The sequence below is a fragment of the Aestuariirhabdus litorea genome, assembly GCF_003864255.1.
Lineage (GTDB): Bacteria > Pseudomonadota > Gammaproteobacteria > Pseudomonadales > Aestuariirhabdaceae > Aestuariirhabdus > Aestuariirhabdus litorea.
The window spans coordinates 1,361,462-1,374,748 of record NZ_QWEZ01000002.1; the positions used below are offsets into that span (position 1 = coordinate 1,361,462).

Sequence of the window (13,287 nt, forward strand, 5' to 3'; positions counted from 1 at the left end):
CTCAGTTTGAGTAGTCCAGCTTATCTATGTGTTTTTGCAGTCTCTGGTAGGCTTTATCGCCGACGCGCAGGCAGTCGCTGCGCTCGCAGTAGGCCTGCAGCAGGCGGTTGAGGTTGTCGGCCCCCATAAAGGCCGCGCGCCGGATAAAGGTGTGAAAATCCTTTAGGGGGCGGCGCTGTGGCTGGGGCACGAAACGCATCTTTTCCAGGTCGATCAGGCGGGGCTTAAGCGCCCCGGACGCCTCTTCGGCGACGAAGATGTGGCTCGGGTAGAAGCAGTAGTGGGCCAGGCGGTGGCGGTGGAGCTGGCTGGCCAGGGAGGCGATCGCATCAATCAGTGGTTGCGGGTCCCCCAACTGCGGGTAGAGGTCGTTGACGGTCTGGTGATCATCCAGGGCGACCGAGATGAGGATCGACTGGCTGTCGCCCTGATGGCGGCGCTCGCCATAGTAAACCGGCTCAATGGAGGGGATCCCCAGGCGCTGCAGTTTAAGAATGTTGCGATACTCCCGCGCGAAGGTGGGCTCCCCCCTGAGAGGGTGCCTGAGGCAGGGGGTGTTGTGATTCTGCTGGCGCTTGATGAACAGGTTGAGTGGGCGATCATCGGCCTGGGTCAGGCTGTGGCGTACCACTCCGCTCCAGCCGCTGCGACGCCGGTTGGGCTCCTCGAACCAGGGCAGCTCAAGGTTCCAGAGGGCGTCAAAGTCGTCGAGCCGGTGGTCGGCAAAGGTGGCGCGAAAACTATCGTTGCAGAAAGTACTGATCATCGTGCTGTCCGTATTGGGGCGCCCAGTTAATCACATCACAGGGGTGAGTCAATAGAGTTGCCGCCCAGCAGGGCGGGGTCCACGCTGCGACTCTGGCCCGGGGCCAGCCCATCGAGACTGAAGGGGCCGATGCGGTAGCGAATCAGGCGCAGGGTGGGGAAGCCAACCGCGGCGGTCATTCGGCGTACCTGGCGGTTGCGCCCCTCGCGGATGGAGAGTTCGATCCAGTGGGTGGGTATCGACTGGCGCTCGCGGATGGGGGGTACCCGAGGCCAGACCGCAGGGGGGGCGATCAGTCGTGCCCGGGCCGGCAGGGTGGGGCCATCGTTGAGGGTCACCCCCTCCCGCAGCTCCTGCAGGGCTGACTCCGTAGGTTCACCCTCCACCTGCACCCAGTAGGTTTTCTCCAACTTGAAGCGCGGGTCTGCGATGCGCTGCTGCAGTTTGCCGTCGTTGGTCAGCAGTAACAGCCCCTCGCTGTCGCGGTCCAGCCGACCGGCGGGATAGAGTCCCGGCTGGTCTATAAAGTCAGCCAGGGTGGCACGCCCCTCGCTGTCACGAAACTGGGTCAGTACCAGGTAGGGCTTGTTGAGGAGCCACAGCAGGGGGCGCGCCTGGGCGGGACGGCTGGCGCGGCGGGGGGCTTTTCGGGCGGTCGGGGTGGATCGTTTCACGGGCAAAGGGGTAGACCGGCCGCCCCGCAGGGGGCCGGTCCGACGGGCTTACTTGAGAGCGGCGGGGACGAAGGGGGCGATGGCCTGCAGCAGTGCCTTGAAGCACTTGGGGTTACCGCAGACGATGTTGCCGCTTTCGAGGTGACGGTGGCCGCCGCCAAAGTCGCTGGTGAGGCCGCCGGCCTCCTGAATCAGCAGGCTGCCGGCCGAGATATCCCACTGGTTAAGACCAAACTCCCAGAACGCATCGTAGCGACCCGCAGCTACGTAGGCGAGATCCAGGGAGGCCGCACCGGCACGGCGGATGCCGGCAGACTGGGAAGCCACGCTCTTGAACATCCCCATGTAGCTGTCGAGGTGTTCCATCTGGTCGGGACGGAAGGGGAAACCGGTGGCGATCAGGGCGTCGTTCATCTGCTTCTGCTTGCTCACCCGCATGCGTTTGCCGTTCAGCTGGGCTCCGTGGCCGCGGCTGGCGCAAAACTCTTCACGACGAACGGGGTCCAGCACCACGGCGTGCTCGATGCGGCCGCGATATTGGCAGGCGATAGAGACCGCATAGTGGGGAACACCGTGGATAAAGTTGGTGGTGCCATCGAGGGGGTCGATGATCCACAGGTAATCGGCACCGGTACCGCTACCGGGCTGGTGGCCCGACTCTTCGCCCAGGAAACCGTGGTCCGGGTAGGCTTTTTTGAGAATCGCGATGGCGGCCCGTTCGGCGTTACGATCAACTTCGGTAACATAGTCGTGGGTGCCTTTTTCGGCGACCTGAACGGTATCGAGGTCTTCAGCGGCGCGTACAATGATTTCGCCAGCCTTGCGTGCAGCACGCAGGGCGATATTCAGCATCGGTTGCATGGTCGGTCTATTCGTCTGTAAGTGGTAAAGAACAAAATCGGCCCACGACGGGCCGGATCGCGGAAGTATACCAGAGACAACCGGTGGATGACGAAAAAATCGTCATCCGGGCATCGGCCTCTGTGCGAGACGGTCAACTCTGTTAGAATGTCCAGCTATTAGTAACCTCGGCTTAACGGAATCAGGGTGTCAGACAATATATTGGTGGTGCTGGTCAACAGCTCCCATCCAGGCAATATCGGTAGTGCCGCCAGGGCGATGAAAACCATGGGGCTGTCGCAGCTGTGCCTGGTCGCTCCGGATCAATTTCCCCACGAGTACGCCACCAGTCGTGCCGCCGGTGCGGACGACCTGCTGGATAACGCCCGGGTGGTCGACACCCTGGATGAGGCGATTGCCGACTGCGCCCTGGTGGTAGGCACCAGCGCGCGGGGGCGCAAGATCCCCTGGCCCTTGCTCAACCCCCGCGAATGCGCCGAGCGGGTGCTGCCGGAGTCCCGTCGTCACAAGGTGGCTCTGGTATTTGGGCGGGAAGAGCGGGGTTTGACCAACGACGAACTGGCTCGCTGCCACTACCATGTGCATATCCCCTCCATGCCCGACTACAGCTCCCTCAACCTGGGGGCGGCGGTGCAGGTGCTCAGCTATGAGCTTCGAATGGCGCAGCTGGCGGCGCAAGATGCGCTTTCGGTGCCCAACGAGTGGGATGCCGAGTACGCTACGGCGGCTGAGCTGGAGGGGTATTACGGTCACCTTGAGGAGGTGCTGCGGCAGATCGGCTTTATCGATCCCGCCAACCCCGGCCAGGTGATGACCCGCCTGCGTCGCCTCTACAGTCGCCAGCGGCTGGACAAGATTGAGGTTAATATATTGCGCGGCGTGCTCAGCGAGACCCAGCGCAGCCTGCGTCAGCCCCCCACACCACCCACGGAAGAGTAAGCCATGTTCGAGCGACTGCGAGAGGATGTTTCCAGTGTCTTTCACCGCGACCCGGCGGCCCGTAACACCTTCGAGGTGTTGACCTGCTATCCCGGGTTGCATGCCCTGCTGATCCATCGACTCAGTCACTGGCTGTGGAATGCCGGTTTCAAATGGCTGGCGCGCTTTATCTCTACCCTTGCGCGCTGGCTGACGGGGATTGAGATCCACCCGGGGGCGCGTATCGGGCGCCGTTTCTTTATCGATCACGGCCTTGGTGTGGTGATCGGTGAGACCACCGAGATCGGCGACGACGTCACCCTTTACCAGGGGGTAACCCTGGGGGGAACCAGCTGGAACAAGGGCAAGCGCCACCCGACCCTGGGGGACGGGGTGGTGGTGGGGGCGGGCGCCAAGGTGCTGGGTCCCTTTACCGTTGAGGCGGGGGCCAAAGTGGGATCGAACGCGGTGGTGACCAAGGCGGTCCCCGCTGGCGCGACGGTGGTCGGCATTCCCGGGCGTATCATACCGCCCCGTGACCAGCGTGCTGCCGAGGATCCCCTGCAGGCACGACGTAAGGCGATGGCGGAGAAGATCGGCTTCGATGCTTACGGCGTAACCGAGGATATGCCCGATCCCGTGGCCCGGGCGATGGGGGGGATTCTTGACCATCTGCACGCCGTTGATGCCCGCATCGGGGTGATGTGCGAAGGTCTAAAAGAGCTTGGTATAAAGAACTGCGACAATGCCCTGCCTGAGTTGAAGGATGAAGACTTTGAGGCGGTGAAAGAGAGTGGCAGCGCGCGAAAGGGGGCTGAGGCGGAGTAATCGGTCCCGGAAGCTGATATTATGCGCGCTCTTGACCTCGATCAGTCATCCTTTTCTGCCCTGTCAGGTTAAATACTTGACTGTCTTACTCGGTTATTGCAGAATTCACCCTAGACTATGGGGTTGTAAATCTGACACGGCGGGGTATCTCTAATGCGTTTAACCACTAAAGGTCGCTATGCGGTCACAGCGATGCTGGACTTGGCGTTGCACGCCGACAATGGACCAGTCGCTCTGGCGGATATTTCCCAGCGCCAGGGTATTTCGCTCTCCTACCTGGAGCAGCTGTTTGCGAAGCTGCGCCGCCATGAGCTGGTCAGCAGCGTACGTGGACCGGGTGGTGGTTATCGCCTGAGTCGCGCCAGTGGCACCATTGATGTGGCCCAGGTGATCGACGCGGTTAATGAGTCGGTTGATGTTACCCGCTGCAGTGGCGGTGGGGATTGCCAGCAGGGCGATGTCTGCCTGACCCACCACCTGTGGTGCGACCTGAGTGCCCAGATTCACAGCTTCCTTTGCGGTATCACCCTCGCGGACCTGGTTCGTCGAAGCGACGTGCGTTCGGTGGCCGCCCGCCAGGAGTGCGCTGATGAGAGCCACATGCTGGGACGTATTGAAGCCTCATCGCTGAACTAGCGCCGGGGCGACCTTGATTCAGGATTGGAGATCTATGTAGATGAAACTGCCTATTTATTTTGATTACTCTGCCACCACGCCGGTTGATCCGCGTGTCGCGCAGAAGATGGTGGAGTGCCTCACCGCAGACGGTAACTTCGGCAACCCCGCTTCGCGCTCCCACCTGTTCGGGTGGAAGGCGGAAGAGGCGGTCGAGACTGCGCGCCGCCAGGTCGCCGACCTGATCAACGCCGACCCCCGCGAGATTGTCTGGACCTCGGGAGCCACCGAGTCTGACAACCTCGCGATCAAGGGGGTAGCCCACTTCTACCAGAAGAAGGGCAAGCACATCATCACCTCCAAGATTGAGCACAAGGCGGTGCTGGATACCTGTCGCCAGCTCGAGCGTGAAGGGTTCGAAGTCACCTATCTGGAACCCGATGCCAACGGCATCATCCAGCCCCAGGCGGTGGCCGACGCCCTGCGCGAAGACACTATCCTGGTGTCACTGATGCACGTCAACAACGAGATTGGCGTGATCAATGACATTACCGCCATCGGCGAGATCACCCGTGCGCACAAGGTGCTGCTGCATGTGGATGCCGCCCAGAGCGCCGGCAAGCTGGCGATCGACATGGAGACCATGAAGGTGGACCTGGCCTCCTTCTCGGCCCACAAGATCTATGGTCCCAAGGGGATCGGTGCCCTTTACGTGCGGCGCAAGCCGCGGGTGCGGATCGAGGCCCAGATGCACGGCGGTGGTCACGAGCGTGGTATGCGTTCCGGTACCCTGCCGACCCACCAGATCGTGGGTATGGGGGAAGCCTTCCGCCTGGCTCGTGAGGAGATGGCCAAGGACAACGAGCACGTGCACCAGCTGAAGGAGCGTTTCTGGCGCCAGGTCTCCGATATGGAGCAGGTGTTCCTCAACGGAGATGCCGAGCAGCGCGTGCCCGGGAACCTCAACGTCAGCTTCAATTTCGTCGAGGGTGAGTCCCTGATCATGTCCCTCAAGGACCTGGCGGTCTCATCCGGTTCGGCCTGTACCTCGGCCAGCCTTGAACCCTCCTATGTACTGCGGGCGCTGGGGCTGAACGATGAGATGGCCCACAGCTCCCTGCGCTTCAGCTTTGGTCGTTTCACGACCGAAGAGGAGGTGGATTTTGCGGCGCAAAAAGTACGAGACGCAGTGAGCAAACTGCGCGAACTGTCGCCACTTTGGGATATGTACAAAGATGGCGTAGACCTGAATACCGTGGAATGGGCCGCGCACTAAGCCTGGCTTTTGAGTGAGTTACCCCTTAAGGGGTGCACACAACCTGACAAGATAAAACTGAGGAGTTAATCATGGCTTACAGTGACAAGGTACTCGACCATTACGAGAATCCTCGTAATGTGGGTAAGCTCGATGCCGATGATCCCGATGTGGGAACCGGTATGGTGGGTGCACCCGCCTGCGGCGATGTGATGCGCCTGCAGATCAAGGTGGACCAGCAGGGCATCATCGAGGATGCGCGCTTCAAGACTTACGGTTGCGGCTCGGCCATTGCGTCCAGCTCACTGGTGACCGAGTGGATGAAGGGCAAGACCCTCGATGAGGCCGAGCAGATTAAAAACACGGCGATCGCTGAAGAGCTGGCGTTGCCGCCGGTCAAGATCCACTGCTCGGTTCTGGCCGAGGATGCGATCAAGGCCGCCGTTAAAGATTATCGTGAAAAGCACAAATCCTGATCGTTAAATCCGATCAGCTGAGGGGGAGACTATGGCTGTTACTATGACCGAGGCCGCCGCCAACCATGTGGCTCGATTCCTTGAGAATCGGGGCAAGGGGGTGGGAATTCGCGTCGGAGTCAAAACCACTGGATGTTCCGGAATGGGCTACGTCTTGGAGTTTGTTGACGAAACCCAGGAGGAGGATGCAGTGTTTGACTGCAACGGCGTCAAGGTCGTGGTCGACCCCAAGAGCCTGGTTTATATCGATGGCACCGAGCTTGATTTCGTCAAGGAGGGGCTCAACGAAGGCTTCAAATTCAATAATCCGCAGGCCGCCAGCGAGTGCGGTTGCGGTGAGAGTTTCAGCGTCTGAGTGCCGCTAAGCGAGAGCCCTTGATGCAGGAAGATTACTTCGAGCTGTTCGGGCTGCCGCGCAGCTACCAGCTGGACCAGCAGCAGCTGGCTACCCGTTTTCGTGAGTTGCAGCAGGTGGTTCACCCCGACCGCCACGCGGCGGCCAATGAGCGCGACCAGCGCCTGTCGGTGCAGTACGCGGCCCACGTGAATGACGCCTACCAGACCCTGAAGGCGCCGGTCCCCCGGGCCATTTACCTGTTGCGTTGCCGCGGCATCGAGCCCCGGCTGGAAAACAATACCGTGATGGATGCCGCCTTCCTGATGCAGCAGATGGAGTGGCGCGAAGCGCTGGATGAGCTGCGCAGCAGCCGCTCCGAGGCTGACCTGGAGGCGCTGCGGAGCGAGGCGGATAGCCAGATGGGGCGCTTTCAGGCGCAGTTCTCTGAACTCTGGCAGGGCGAGGCGAAAGCGCTTGAGCAGGCGGAGTCGCTGGTAATGAAAATGCAGTTTGTGGATAAGCTGCAGGAGCAATTGGATCAGCTCGAAGATGAGCTGTTAGACGATTACTAATTCGGACAGGGCATGGCGTTACTACAGATATCAGAACCGGGAGAGAGCGCGCAGCCGCATCAGCACAAGCTGGCGGTAGGCATCGATCTGGGCACCACCAATTCGCTGGTCGCAACGGTACGCAGTGGCGTGGCCGATACCCTTCCCTGCAAGGGTGGCTCACACCTGCTGCCGTCGGTGGTTCACTACGGTGATCAATCGGTGCTGGTGGGTGCCCAGGCCCGCGAGTACGCTGCCCAGGATCCGCATAACACCATTATCTCGGTAAAGCGCCTGATGGGGCGTGGGGTTAAGGACCTGCGCTCCCTGGGAGGGGTAATGCCCTACGAGTTCAGCGCGGGTGAAGGGATGCCCTTTATCCGTACCCGTCAGGGGGATCGTTCTCCGGTCGAGGTATCGGCCGAGATCCTGCGGGTGCTGGCCGAGCGTGGCAGGGAGACCCTTGGCGGAGATCTGGTGGGGGCGGTGATTACCGTGCCGGCCTACTTCGATGAAGCCCAGCGCCAGGCCACCAAAGATGCCGCCAAGCTGGCGGGGCTGAACGTCCTGCGGTTGCTTAATGAGCCCACCGCGGCCGCCGTGGCCTATGGCCTCGATAACGACGAGGAGGGGGTGGTCGCGATCTACGACCTGGGCGGAGGCACCTTTGATATCTCCATTCTGCGCCTGACCCGCGGAGTGTTTGAGGTGTTGGCCACCGGCGGCGACTCCGCCCTCGGTGGTGACGACTTTGACCACGCCATCGCCAGCTGGATTCTGCAGCAGGCGGGGGTGGATGAGACCACACTCAATGCCGCCACCCAGCGCCAGGTGCTGAATGAGGCCTGTCGGGCCAAGCTGGCCCTGAGTGACGCCACCCGTGTCGGGGTCGCCTTTGGCGACTGGAGCGGTGAGCTGGAGCGCGAGCAATTCAATGCGCTGGTGGACCCCTTGATCGACCAGACCCTGCGGGCCTGCAAGCGAGCGCTGCGCGATGCCCGGGTGAGTGCTGATGAGGTGCGTAACCTGGTGATGGTCGGGGGTTCCACACGGGTACCGAGAGTTCGCGAGCGGGTGGCCCAGTGGATCGGCAAGCAGCCCCTGATCGATATCGACCCCGACCGCGTGGTGGCGATCGGGGCGGCGCGCCAGGCGGATTTGCTGGCGGGCAACAAGTCTACCGATGATATGTTACTGCTGGATGTGATTCCTCTCTCCCTCGGTCTGGAGACCATGGGGGGGTTGATGGAGAAGGTGATTCACCGCAACACCACCATCCCGGTGGCGCGGGCGCAGGAGTTCACCACCTTCAAGGATGGGCAGACCGCTATGGCGATCCATGTGCTGCAGGGGGAGCGGGAGTTGATCGCCGACAATCGTTCACTGGCGCGCTTCGTACTGCAGGGGATTCCCCCCATGGCCGCTGGCGCCGCCCGTATCCGGGTCACCTTCCAGGTGGATGCCGACGGGCTGCTCAATGTCAGTGCCACCGAACTCACCAGTGGGGTGGAATCGGGTGTGCAGGTGAAGCCCTCCTACGGGCTTTCCGATGGCGAGATCGCCGGTATGCTCAAGGCTTCCTACAGCCACGCGGCCGAAGACCGGGATGCGCGCATGCTGGCGGAGCAGCAGGTGGAAGCGGATCGCCTGCTGGAGGCGCTGGAGAGTGCGCTGGTGGCGGATGCCGAGTTGCTCAGTGAGGTCGAACTGCAGGCCATTCGTGCAGATATGGCGGCCCTGAAAGCGCTGCGCGAGGGGGATGACCGCCGCGCGATTGAATTGCAGGTGGAACACCTCTCCGAGTTGACCGCCGAGTTTGCCCAGCGCCGTATGGATAGTGGTATCCGCAAGGCGCTGGCCGGACACTCCATTGATGAGATTGAGAGCTAAGTATGACCCAGCTGATTTTCCTGCCCCACGATGAGATCTGCCCCGAGGGGCTGGTGATTGAGGTCGAGCCCGGGGTGACCGTGTGTGATGCGGCCCTGGCCGAAGGAATTGAGATTGAGCACGCCTGCGAAAAGTCCTGTGCCTGCACCACCTGCCATGTGATTGTGCGGGAGGGGTTCGACTCCCTGGAGGAGGCTGACGAGCTGGAGGAGGATATGCTCGACAAGGCCTGGGGGCTGGAGCCGGAGTCGCGCCTTAGCTGCCAGGCGGTGGTGGGTGAGGTGGACCTGGTGATCGAGATCCCCAAATACACCATCAACCAGGTATCCGAGAATCATTAACCGGGCCCGTGGCCGCTGGAGTAGAGCATGAAGTGGACCGATGTGCAGGATATTGCCATTGAGCTGTCGGAGGCGCACCCCGAGGTGGACCCGCGCTACGTCAACTTTGTGGATTTGAGGGGCTGGGTGCTGGCCCTGGATGACTTTGATGATGACCCGGCCCATTGTGGTGAAAAGGTGCTGGAAGCGATTCAGGCGGCCTGGATAGACGAAGCCGACTGAGCCCCGGGGCTGGCCGCCGCAAGGGGCTGGCTTCGGAAACCCCTTACGCGCCTAGCGTATTCTTTTAAGCCAAAACTGCGTATAATTGCGGGTTTGGCTTTTCTGCTATTTGTTTAATCATTTTTCTTTTATGGAGCCCGATTCATGGCCGTTGAACGTACCCTTTCCATTATCAAGCCCGATGCTGTTGCCAAGAACGTGATTGGCAAGATCTACAGCCGTTTTGAGTCCAACGGGCTGAAGGTGGTTGGTGCCAAGATGCTGCACCTTTCCCAGGAGCTGGCGGAAGGTTTCTACGCTGAGCACAAAGAGCGTCCCTTCTTTGGTGACCTGGTTGCCTTCATGACCTCCGGTCCCGTGGTGGTCTCTGTCCTCGAGGGTGAGAACGCCGTGGCCGCGCACCGCGACCTGATGGGCGCCACCAACCCCAAGGAAGCCGCCGCCGGTACCATCCGTGCTGACTTCGCCGAGTCCATCGACGAAAACGCCGTTCACGGTTCCGACTCCGCTGCTTCTGCAGCCCGTGAAATCTCCTACTTCTTCAAAGACGAAGAGGTTTGCCCGCGCACTCGCTAAGCGAGCGCAGGCTCGATACCCCGGTGGTGAATTCCATGTCTGAGACGCTTCAAAAAACCAACCTGCTGGGCCTGACCCGGGAGAAGATGGAAGCTTTTTTCCTCTCTATTGGTGAAAAGAAGTTTCGCTCCGAACAGGTGATGAAATGGATTCACCACCATCGTATCGATGATTTCGAGAAGATGACCAACCTCGGGAAATCCCTGCGTGAAAAACTGGCCCGGGTGGCAGAGATTCGCGCTCCCGAGGTGGTGTCGGAGAACATCTCCGGCGATGGCACCCGCAAGTGGGTGGTACGGGTCACCAGCGGAAGCTGTGTGGAGACCGTTTTTATTCCCGAGGATGGACGCGGTACCCTCTGCGTCTCCTCCCAGGCAGGCTGCGCTCTCGATTGCAGTTTCTGCTCAACCGGCAAGCAGGGGTTTGACTCTGACCTCACGGCGGCCGAGATCATAGGGCAGGTGTGGATTGCCGCCTGCTCGCTCAACAATGAGCCGGCCAAGGTCGGTCGCTCCATCACCAATGTGGTGATGATGGGGATGGGTGAGCCGCTGCTCAATTTTGATAATGTGGTCGATGCAATGACCCTGATGATGGATGATCTGGGTTACGGCATCTCCAAGCGACGGGTGACCCTGAGTACCTCCGGAGTGGTGCCGGCGCTCAAGCGCCTGTCGGAAGTAACCGATGTCTCCCTGGCGCTGTCACTGCATGCCCCCAACAACGCCCTGCGCGACCAGCTGGTGCCGCTCAACAAGAAGTATCCACTGGAGGTGTTGTTGCCCGCCTGCGTGGGTTACATCCAGGGGCTGAGTGACAAGAGTCGACGTATTACCATCGAGTACACCCTTATCGACGGCGTAAATGATCGGTCTGAACACGCTGCCGAGTTGATCGAGCTGCTGCGGGGGATTCCCTGCAAGATCAACCTGATACCGTTTAACCCCTTTTCTCTGTCAAACTACCGCAGGCCGAGCAACAATAGCCTGCACCGGTTCCAGCGTCAGTTGCAGGAGGCGGGTTACAACACCACCATCCGCAAAACCCGGGGTGACGATATTGAGGCGGCTTGTGGCCAGTTGGCCGGAGAGGTTCAGGATCGCACCCGACGTAGTGCACGCTATCAACAGAGCAGGGTGGAACCCGATAACCTGATTACAGTCAGATCCGTATAATAATGAGAACCATAAACGTAAGCGGGGGAGTTTACGAATGAGATCGAATCTGGCAGCGCTGGCTGTGCTGGTGCTACTGGGTGGCTGCGTTACCCATGAGTATGGATACACGCCGGGTCGAGATGCTGACCCCGAAAAGGAGTTGGCGGATAACATTCGCCTCGCCAAAGCCTATATCCAGGAAGGTTATACAGTCCGCGCCATTGAGCCCCTTAATCGTGCCCTGGAGCTGGACAGACGTTCGGCGGAGGCCTATTCGGTACTGGCCATTGTCTACCAGATTGAGGGAGACCATGAGCAGGCCCGCTACAATTATGAGCGCGCGCTCTCCATCAACTCCAACGCTTCCGATATCCAGCACAACTTTGGTTCTTTTCTCTATCGCCAGCAGCAGTACAAGGAGGCGATCAGCCACCTGCTGGTCGCGGCGGAGAACATTCGCTACACACGACGCAGTATCAGCTTCCAGGTGCTGGGTCTTTGTGAGTTGAAACTGGGCAATGAGCAGAAGGCGGAGGAGTATTTTCTGCGCGCCGTCCGCCTCGAACGCGGCCTGCCGGTTGCCAGCCTTGAACTCGCCGAACTCTATTACAACCAGCGTCGCTATAACGAAGCCCTCGGAAGCTACGAGCGCTTCCTTGAGTTTGCAGCGCAAACCTCGCGCTCGTTGCTGCTCGGTATTCGGCTAGCCCGGGTGTTTTCAGACAAGGATCGTGAGGCCAGCTATGCCCTGCAGCTTGGCCGCTTCTTCCCCGGCTCCGAAGAGCTGGCGCAGTACGAGGAGATGAAGGCCAATGACTGACGAATCGCTGAAAGATGACTCCGTGGACGAGTCGGTAGATGCCGCATCCGAGGTCATAGGACCTACACCGGGCGATCTTTTGGTGGCAGCCCGCGAAAAGCTTGGACTCACCGAAGAGATGGTTGCAGATCGGCTGAAAGTGACAGTTGATTATGTCAGGGCGTTGGATAGCTGCGCCTATGATCGCCTGCCGGGCCTCACCTTTACCCGTGGCTATATCCGCGGCTATGCCCATCTGGTCGAACTGGACCCGGCAGAGATGATTCGCCAGTTTGACGCGTTTGTCGGCGAGCAAACTCCCAGTTATAACAGTGCGACGGTGCCGCTGCGGCCCATCAAGCCTCCCACCTCTTCCGGACTGCGCTGGATCTCCTGGCTGCTGTTTGCGGCGCTGGTGCTGGCTTCAATCTACTGGTGGCAATCCCAGCAGGGCCCGCAGACGGCGGAGGTGAGTGAGCCAGGGTCGGTGGTGATCGCCACTGAAACCCTCACGCCAGCCGCCGTTGAGGTAGTGAGCGAGCGGGTGGAGATCATAGAGCTGGCGAACACGGAGCCGGTGGCTGAGCAGCCGCCGCTTCCCCTTACGCAAGACCCGGTCTTGTCCCTCGAGGTCGTGGAAGAGAGCGAAGTGATTGTGGTTGACCCGTTGGAGACGGCCGTCCTGGTGACCGGGGAGGGCCAACCGTCGGAGGGGGGTGAGCCTGTCACCCTGGAAGAGGCCTCGGCGGCGGTAGCCGGCAGCGAAGCTGCGACGGGAACACTGCTTGCTATCGACTTCAATGCAGAGTGTTGGGTTGAGGTACGGGGTGAGAGCGGCACCGTGATGGTCGCCTCCCTGCGCAGTAGCGACTCACCTGTTTCTATTCGCGTGAATGAGCCGGTTCGCATTCTTTTGGGCAATGTGGATGCGGTAGCGCGCTTTGAATATGACGGTGCTCCGGTCCCGCTGTCTGATTATACCCGTGGAAATATTGCCAATCTGAGGCTGGGTAGCGAGTAG

The 13,287-nt window shown here is 60.6% G+C and carries 17 protein-coding genes; 14 read left to right on the forward strand and 3 right to left on the reverse strand.

Annotated features, from left to right (window positions below; all coding sequences use genetic code 11):
- Window position 1: 1 nt before the first annotated feature.
- From D0544_RS16430 to D0544_RS16440, 3 genes are all read right to left on the reverse strand, one after another.
- Window positions 2–766 carry a lipopolysaccharide kinase InaA family protein gene (locus D0544_RS16430; protein ID WP_125018078.1) on the reverse strand — a complete coding sequence of 255 codons (765 nt, stop codon included), beginning with the start codon at window positions 764–766 and terminating at the stop codon, window positions 2–4.
- A 35-nt stretch (window positions 767–801) separates the two neighbouring features.
- Complete coding sequence (locus D0544_RS16435) at window positions 802–1,371, reverse strand: pseudouridine synthase (RefSeq protein ID WP_207905944.1); 570 nt, start codon at window positions 1,369–1,371, stop codon at window positions 802–804.
- Window positions 1,372–1,488: 117 nt separating this feature from the next.
- Window positions 1,489–2,301 carry an inositol monophosphatase family protein gene (locus D0544_RS16440; protein ID WP_125018082.1) on the reverse strand — a complete coding sequence of 271 codons (813 nt, stop codon included), beginning with the start codon at window positions 2,299–2,301 and terminating at the stop codon, window positions 1,489–1,491.
- A gap of 186 nt (window positions 2,302–2,487) precedes the next feature.
- Here D0544_RS16440 and trmJ point away from each other — a divergent pair, with 186 nt between their 5' ends.
- The 14 genes from trmJ to D0544_RS16510 all read left to right on the forward strand — a co-directional run bounded on the left by trmJ (window position 2,488) and on the right by D0544_RS16510 (window position 13,287).
- On the forward strand, window positions 2,488–3,240 hold the full coding sequence (gene trmJ / locus D0544_RS16445; RefSeq protein ID WP_207905911.1) for a tRNA (cytosine(32)/uridine(32)-2'-O)-methyltransferase TrmJ: 753 nt from the start codon (window positions 2,488–2,490) through the stop codon (window positions 3,238–3,240).
- A gap of 3 nt (window positions 3,241–3,243) precedes the next feature.
- Window positions 3,244–4,047: a serine O-acetyltransferase gene (cysE, locus tag D0544_RS16450; protein ID WP_125018086.1), complete on the forward strand. Its 804-nt coding sequence runs from the start codon at window positions 3,244–3,246 to the stop codon at window positions 4,045–4,047.
- 153 nt (window positions 4,048–4,200) lie between these two features.
- Complete coding sequence (gene iscR / locus D0544_RS16455; protein WP_125018088.1) at window positions 4,201–4,683, forward strand: Fe-S cluster assembly transcriptional regulator IscR; 483 nt, start codon at window positions 4,201–4,203, stop codon at window positions 4,681–4,683.
- Window positions 4,684–4,723: 40 nt separating this feature from the next.
- The gene (locus D0544_RS16460) at window positions 4,724–5,938 is read left to right on the forward strand and encodes an IscS subfamily cysteine desulfurase (protein ID WP_125018090.1); all 1,215 of its coding nucleotides are present in this window, start codon (window positions 4,724–4,726) and stop codon (window positions 5,936–5,938) included.
- 71 nt (window positions 5,939–6,009) lie between these two features.
- Window positions 6,010–6,393 carry a Fe-S cluster assembly scaffold IscU gene (gene iscU / locus D0544_RS16465; protein ID WP_125018092.1) on the forward strand — a complete coding sequence of 128 codons (384 nt, stop codon included), beginning with the start codon at window positions 6,010–6,012 and terminating at the stop codon, window positions 6,391–6,393.
- A 31-nt stretch (window positions 6,394–6,424) separates the two neighbouring features.
- Window positions 6,425–6,748 (forward strand): iron-sulfur cluster assembly protein IscA, encoded by a 324-nt coding sequence (gene iscA, locus D0544_RS16470; protein ID WP_125018094.1) that lies wholly within the window; start codon window positions 6,425–6,427, stop codon window positions 6,746–6,748.
- A 23-nt stretch (window positions 6,749–6,771) separates the two neighbouring features.
- Entirely contained in the window at window positions 6,772–7,302 is a 531-nt protein-coding gene (gene hscB, locus D0544_RS16475; RefSeq protein ID WP_125018096.1) for a Fe-S protein assembly co-chaperone HscB, read from the forward strand.
- A gap of 12 nt (window positions 7,303–7,314) precedes the next feature.
- A complete protein-coding gene (gene hscA, locus D0544_RS16480; RefSeq protein WP_125018098.1) occupies window positions 7,315–9,171 on the forward strand; it encodes a Fe-S protein assembly chaperone HscA in 1,857 nt (618 codons plus the stop codon).
- Window positions 9,172–9,173: 2 nt separating this feature from the next.
- A complete protein-coding gene (gene fdx, locus D0544_RS16485) occupies window positions 9,174–9,512 on the forward strand; it encodes an ISC system 2Fe-2S type ferredoxin (protein WP_125018100.1) in 339 nt (112 codons plus the stop codon).
- 27 nt (window positions 9,513–9,539) lie between these two features.
- Entirely contained in the window at window positions 9,540–9,734 is a 195-nt protein-coding gene (iscX, locus tag D0544_RS16490) for a Fe-S cluster assembly protein IscX (protein ID WP_125018102.1), read from the forward strand.
- A gap of 144 nt (window positions 9,735–9,878) precedes the next feature.
- Window positions 9,879–10,310: a nucleoside-diphosphate kinase gene (gene ndk, locus D0544_RS16495; protein ID WP_125018104.1), complete on the forward strand. Its 432-nt coding sequence runs from the start codon at window positions 9,879–9,881 to the stop codon at window positions 10,308–10,310.
- A 35-nt stretch (window positions 10,311–10,345) separates the two neighbouring features.
- The gene (gene rlmN, locus D0544_RS16500; protein WP_125018106.1) at window positions 10,346–11,485 is read left to right on the forward strand and encodes a dual-specificity RNA methyltransferase RlmN; all 1,140 of its coding nucleotides are present in this window, start codon (window positions 10,346–10,348) and stop codon (window positions 11,483–11,485) included.
- Between the two features lie 37 nt (window positions 11,486–11,522).
- The gene (gene pilW / locus D0544_RS16505; RefSeq protein WP_125018108.1) at window positions 11,523–12,287 is read left to right on the forward strand and encodes a type IV pilus biogenesis/stability protein PilW; all 765 of its coding nucleotides are present in this window, start codon (window positions 11,523–11,525) and stop codon (window positions 12,285–12,287) included.
- Window positions 12,280–13,287: a RodZ domain-containing protein gene (locus D0544_RS16510; protein WP_125018110.1), complete on the forward strand. Its 1,008-nt coding sequence runs from the start codon at window positions 12,280–12,282 to the stop codon at window positions 13,285–13,287. The genes pilW and D0544_RS16510 overlap by 8 nt, the downstream gene beginning before the upstream one ends.

Coding starts and splice junctions, on each gene's coding strand:
- D0544_RS16430 (WP_125018078.1), bottom strand. CDS start 766: ATGATCAGTACTTTCTGCAACGATAGTTTTCGCGCCACCTTTGCCGAC.
- D0544_RS16440 (WP_125018082.1), bottom strand. CDS start 2,301: ATGCAACCGATGCTGAATATCGCCCTGCGTGCTGCACGCAAGGCTGGC.
- cysE (WP_125018086.1), top strand. CDS start 3,244: ATGTTCGAGCGACTGCGAGAGGATGTTTCCAGTGTCTTTCACCGCGAC.
- iscR (WP_125018088.1), top strand. CDS start 4,201: ATGCGTTTAACCACTAAAGGTCGCTATGCGGTCACAGCGATGCTGGAC.
- D0544_RS16460 (WP_125018090.1), top strand. CDS start 4,724: ATGAAACTGCCTATTTATTTTGATTACTCTGCCACCACGCCGGTTGAT.
- iscU (WP_125018092.1), top strand. CDS start 6,010: ATGGCTTACAGTGACAAGGTACTCGACCATTACGAGAATCCTCGTAAT.
- iscA (WP_125018094.1), top strand. CDS start 6,425: ATGGCTGTTACTATGACCGAGGCCGCCGCCAACCATGTGGCTCGATTC.
- hscB (WP_125018096.1), top strand. CDS start 6,772: ATGCAGGAAGATTACTTCGAGCTGTTCGGGCTGCCGCGCAGCTACCAG.
- hscA (WP_125018098.1), top strand. CDS start 7,315: ATGGCGTTACTACAGATATCAGAACCGGGAGAGAGCGCGCAGCCGCAT.
- fdx (WP_125018100.1), top strand. CDS start 9,174: ATGACCCAGCTGATTTTCCTGCCCCACGATGAGATCTGCCCCGAGGGG.
- iscX (WP_125018102.1), top strand. CDS start 9,540: ATGAAGTGGACCGATGTGCAGGATATTGCCATTGAGCTGTCGGAGGCG.
- ndk (WP_125018104.1), top strand. CDS start 9,879: ATGGCCGTTGAACGTACCCTTTCCATTATCAAGCCCGATGCTGTTGCC.
- rlmN (WP_125018106.1), top strand. CDS start 10,346: ATGTCTGAGACGCTTCAAAAAACCAACCTGCTGGGCCTGACCCGGGAG.
- pilW (WP_125018108.1), top strand. CDS start 11,523: ATGAGATCGAATCTGGCAGCGCTGGCTGTGCTGGTGCTACTGGGTGGC.
- D0544_RS16510 (WP_125018110.1), top strand. CDS start 12,280: ATGACTGACGAATCGCTGAAAGATGACTCCGTGGACGAGTCGGTAGAT.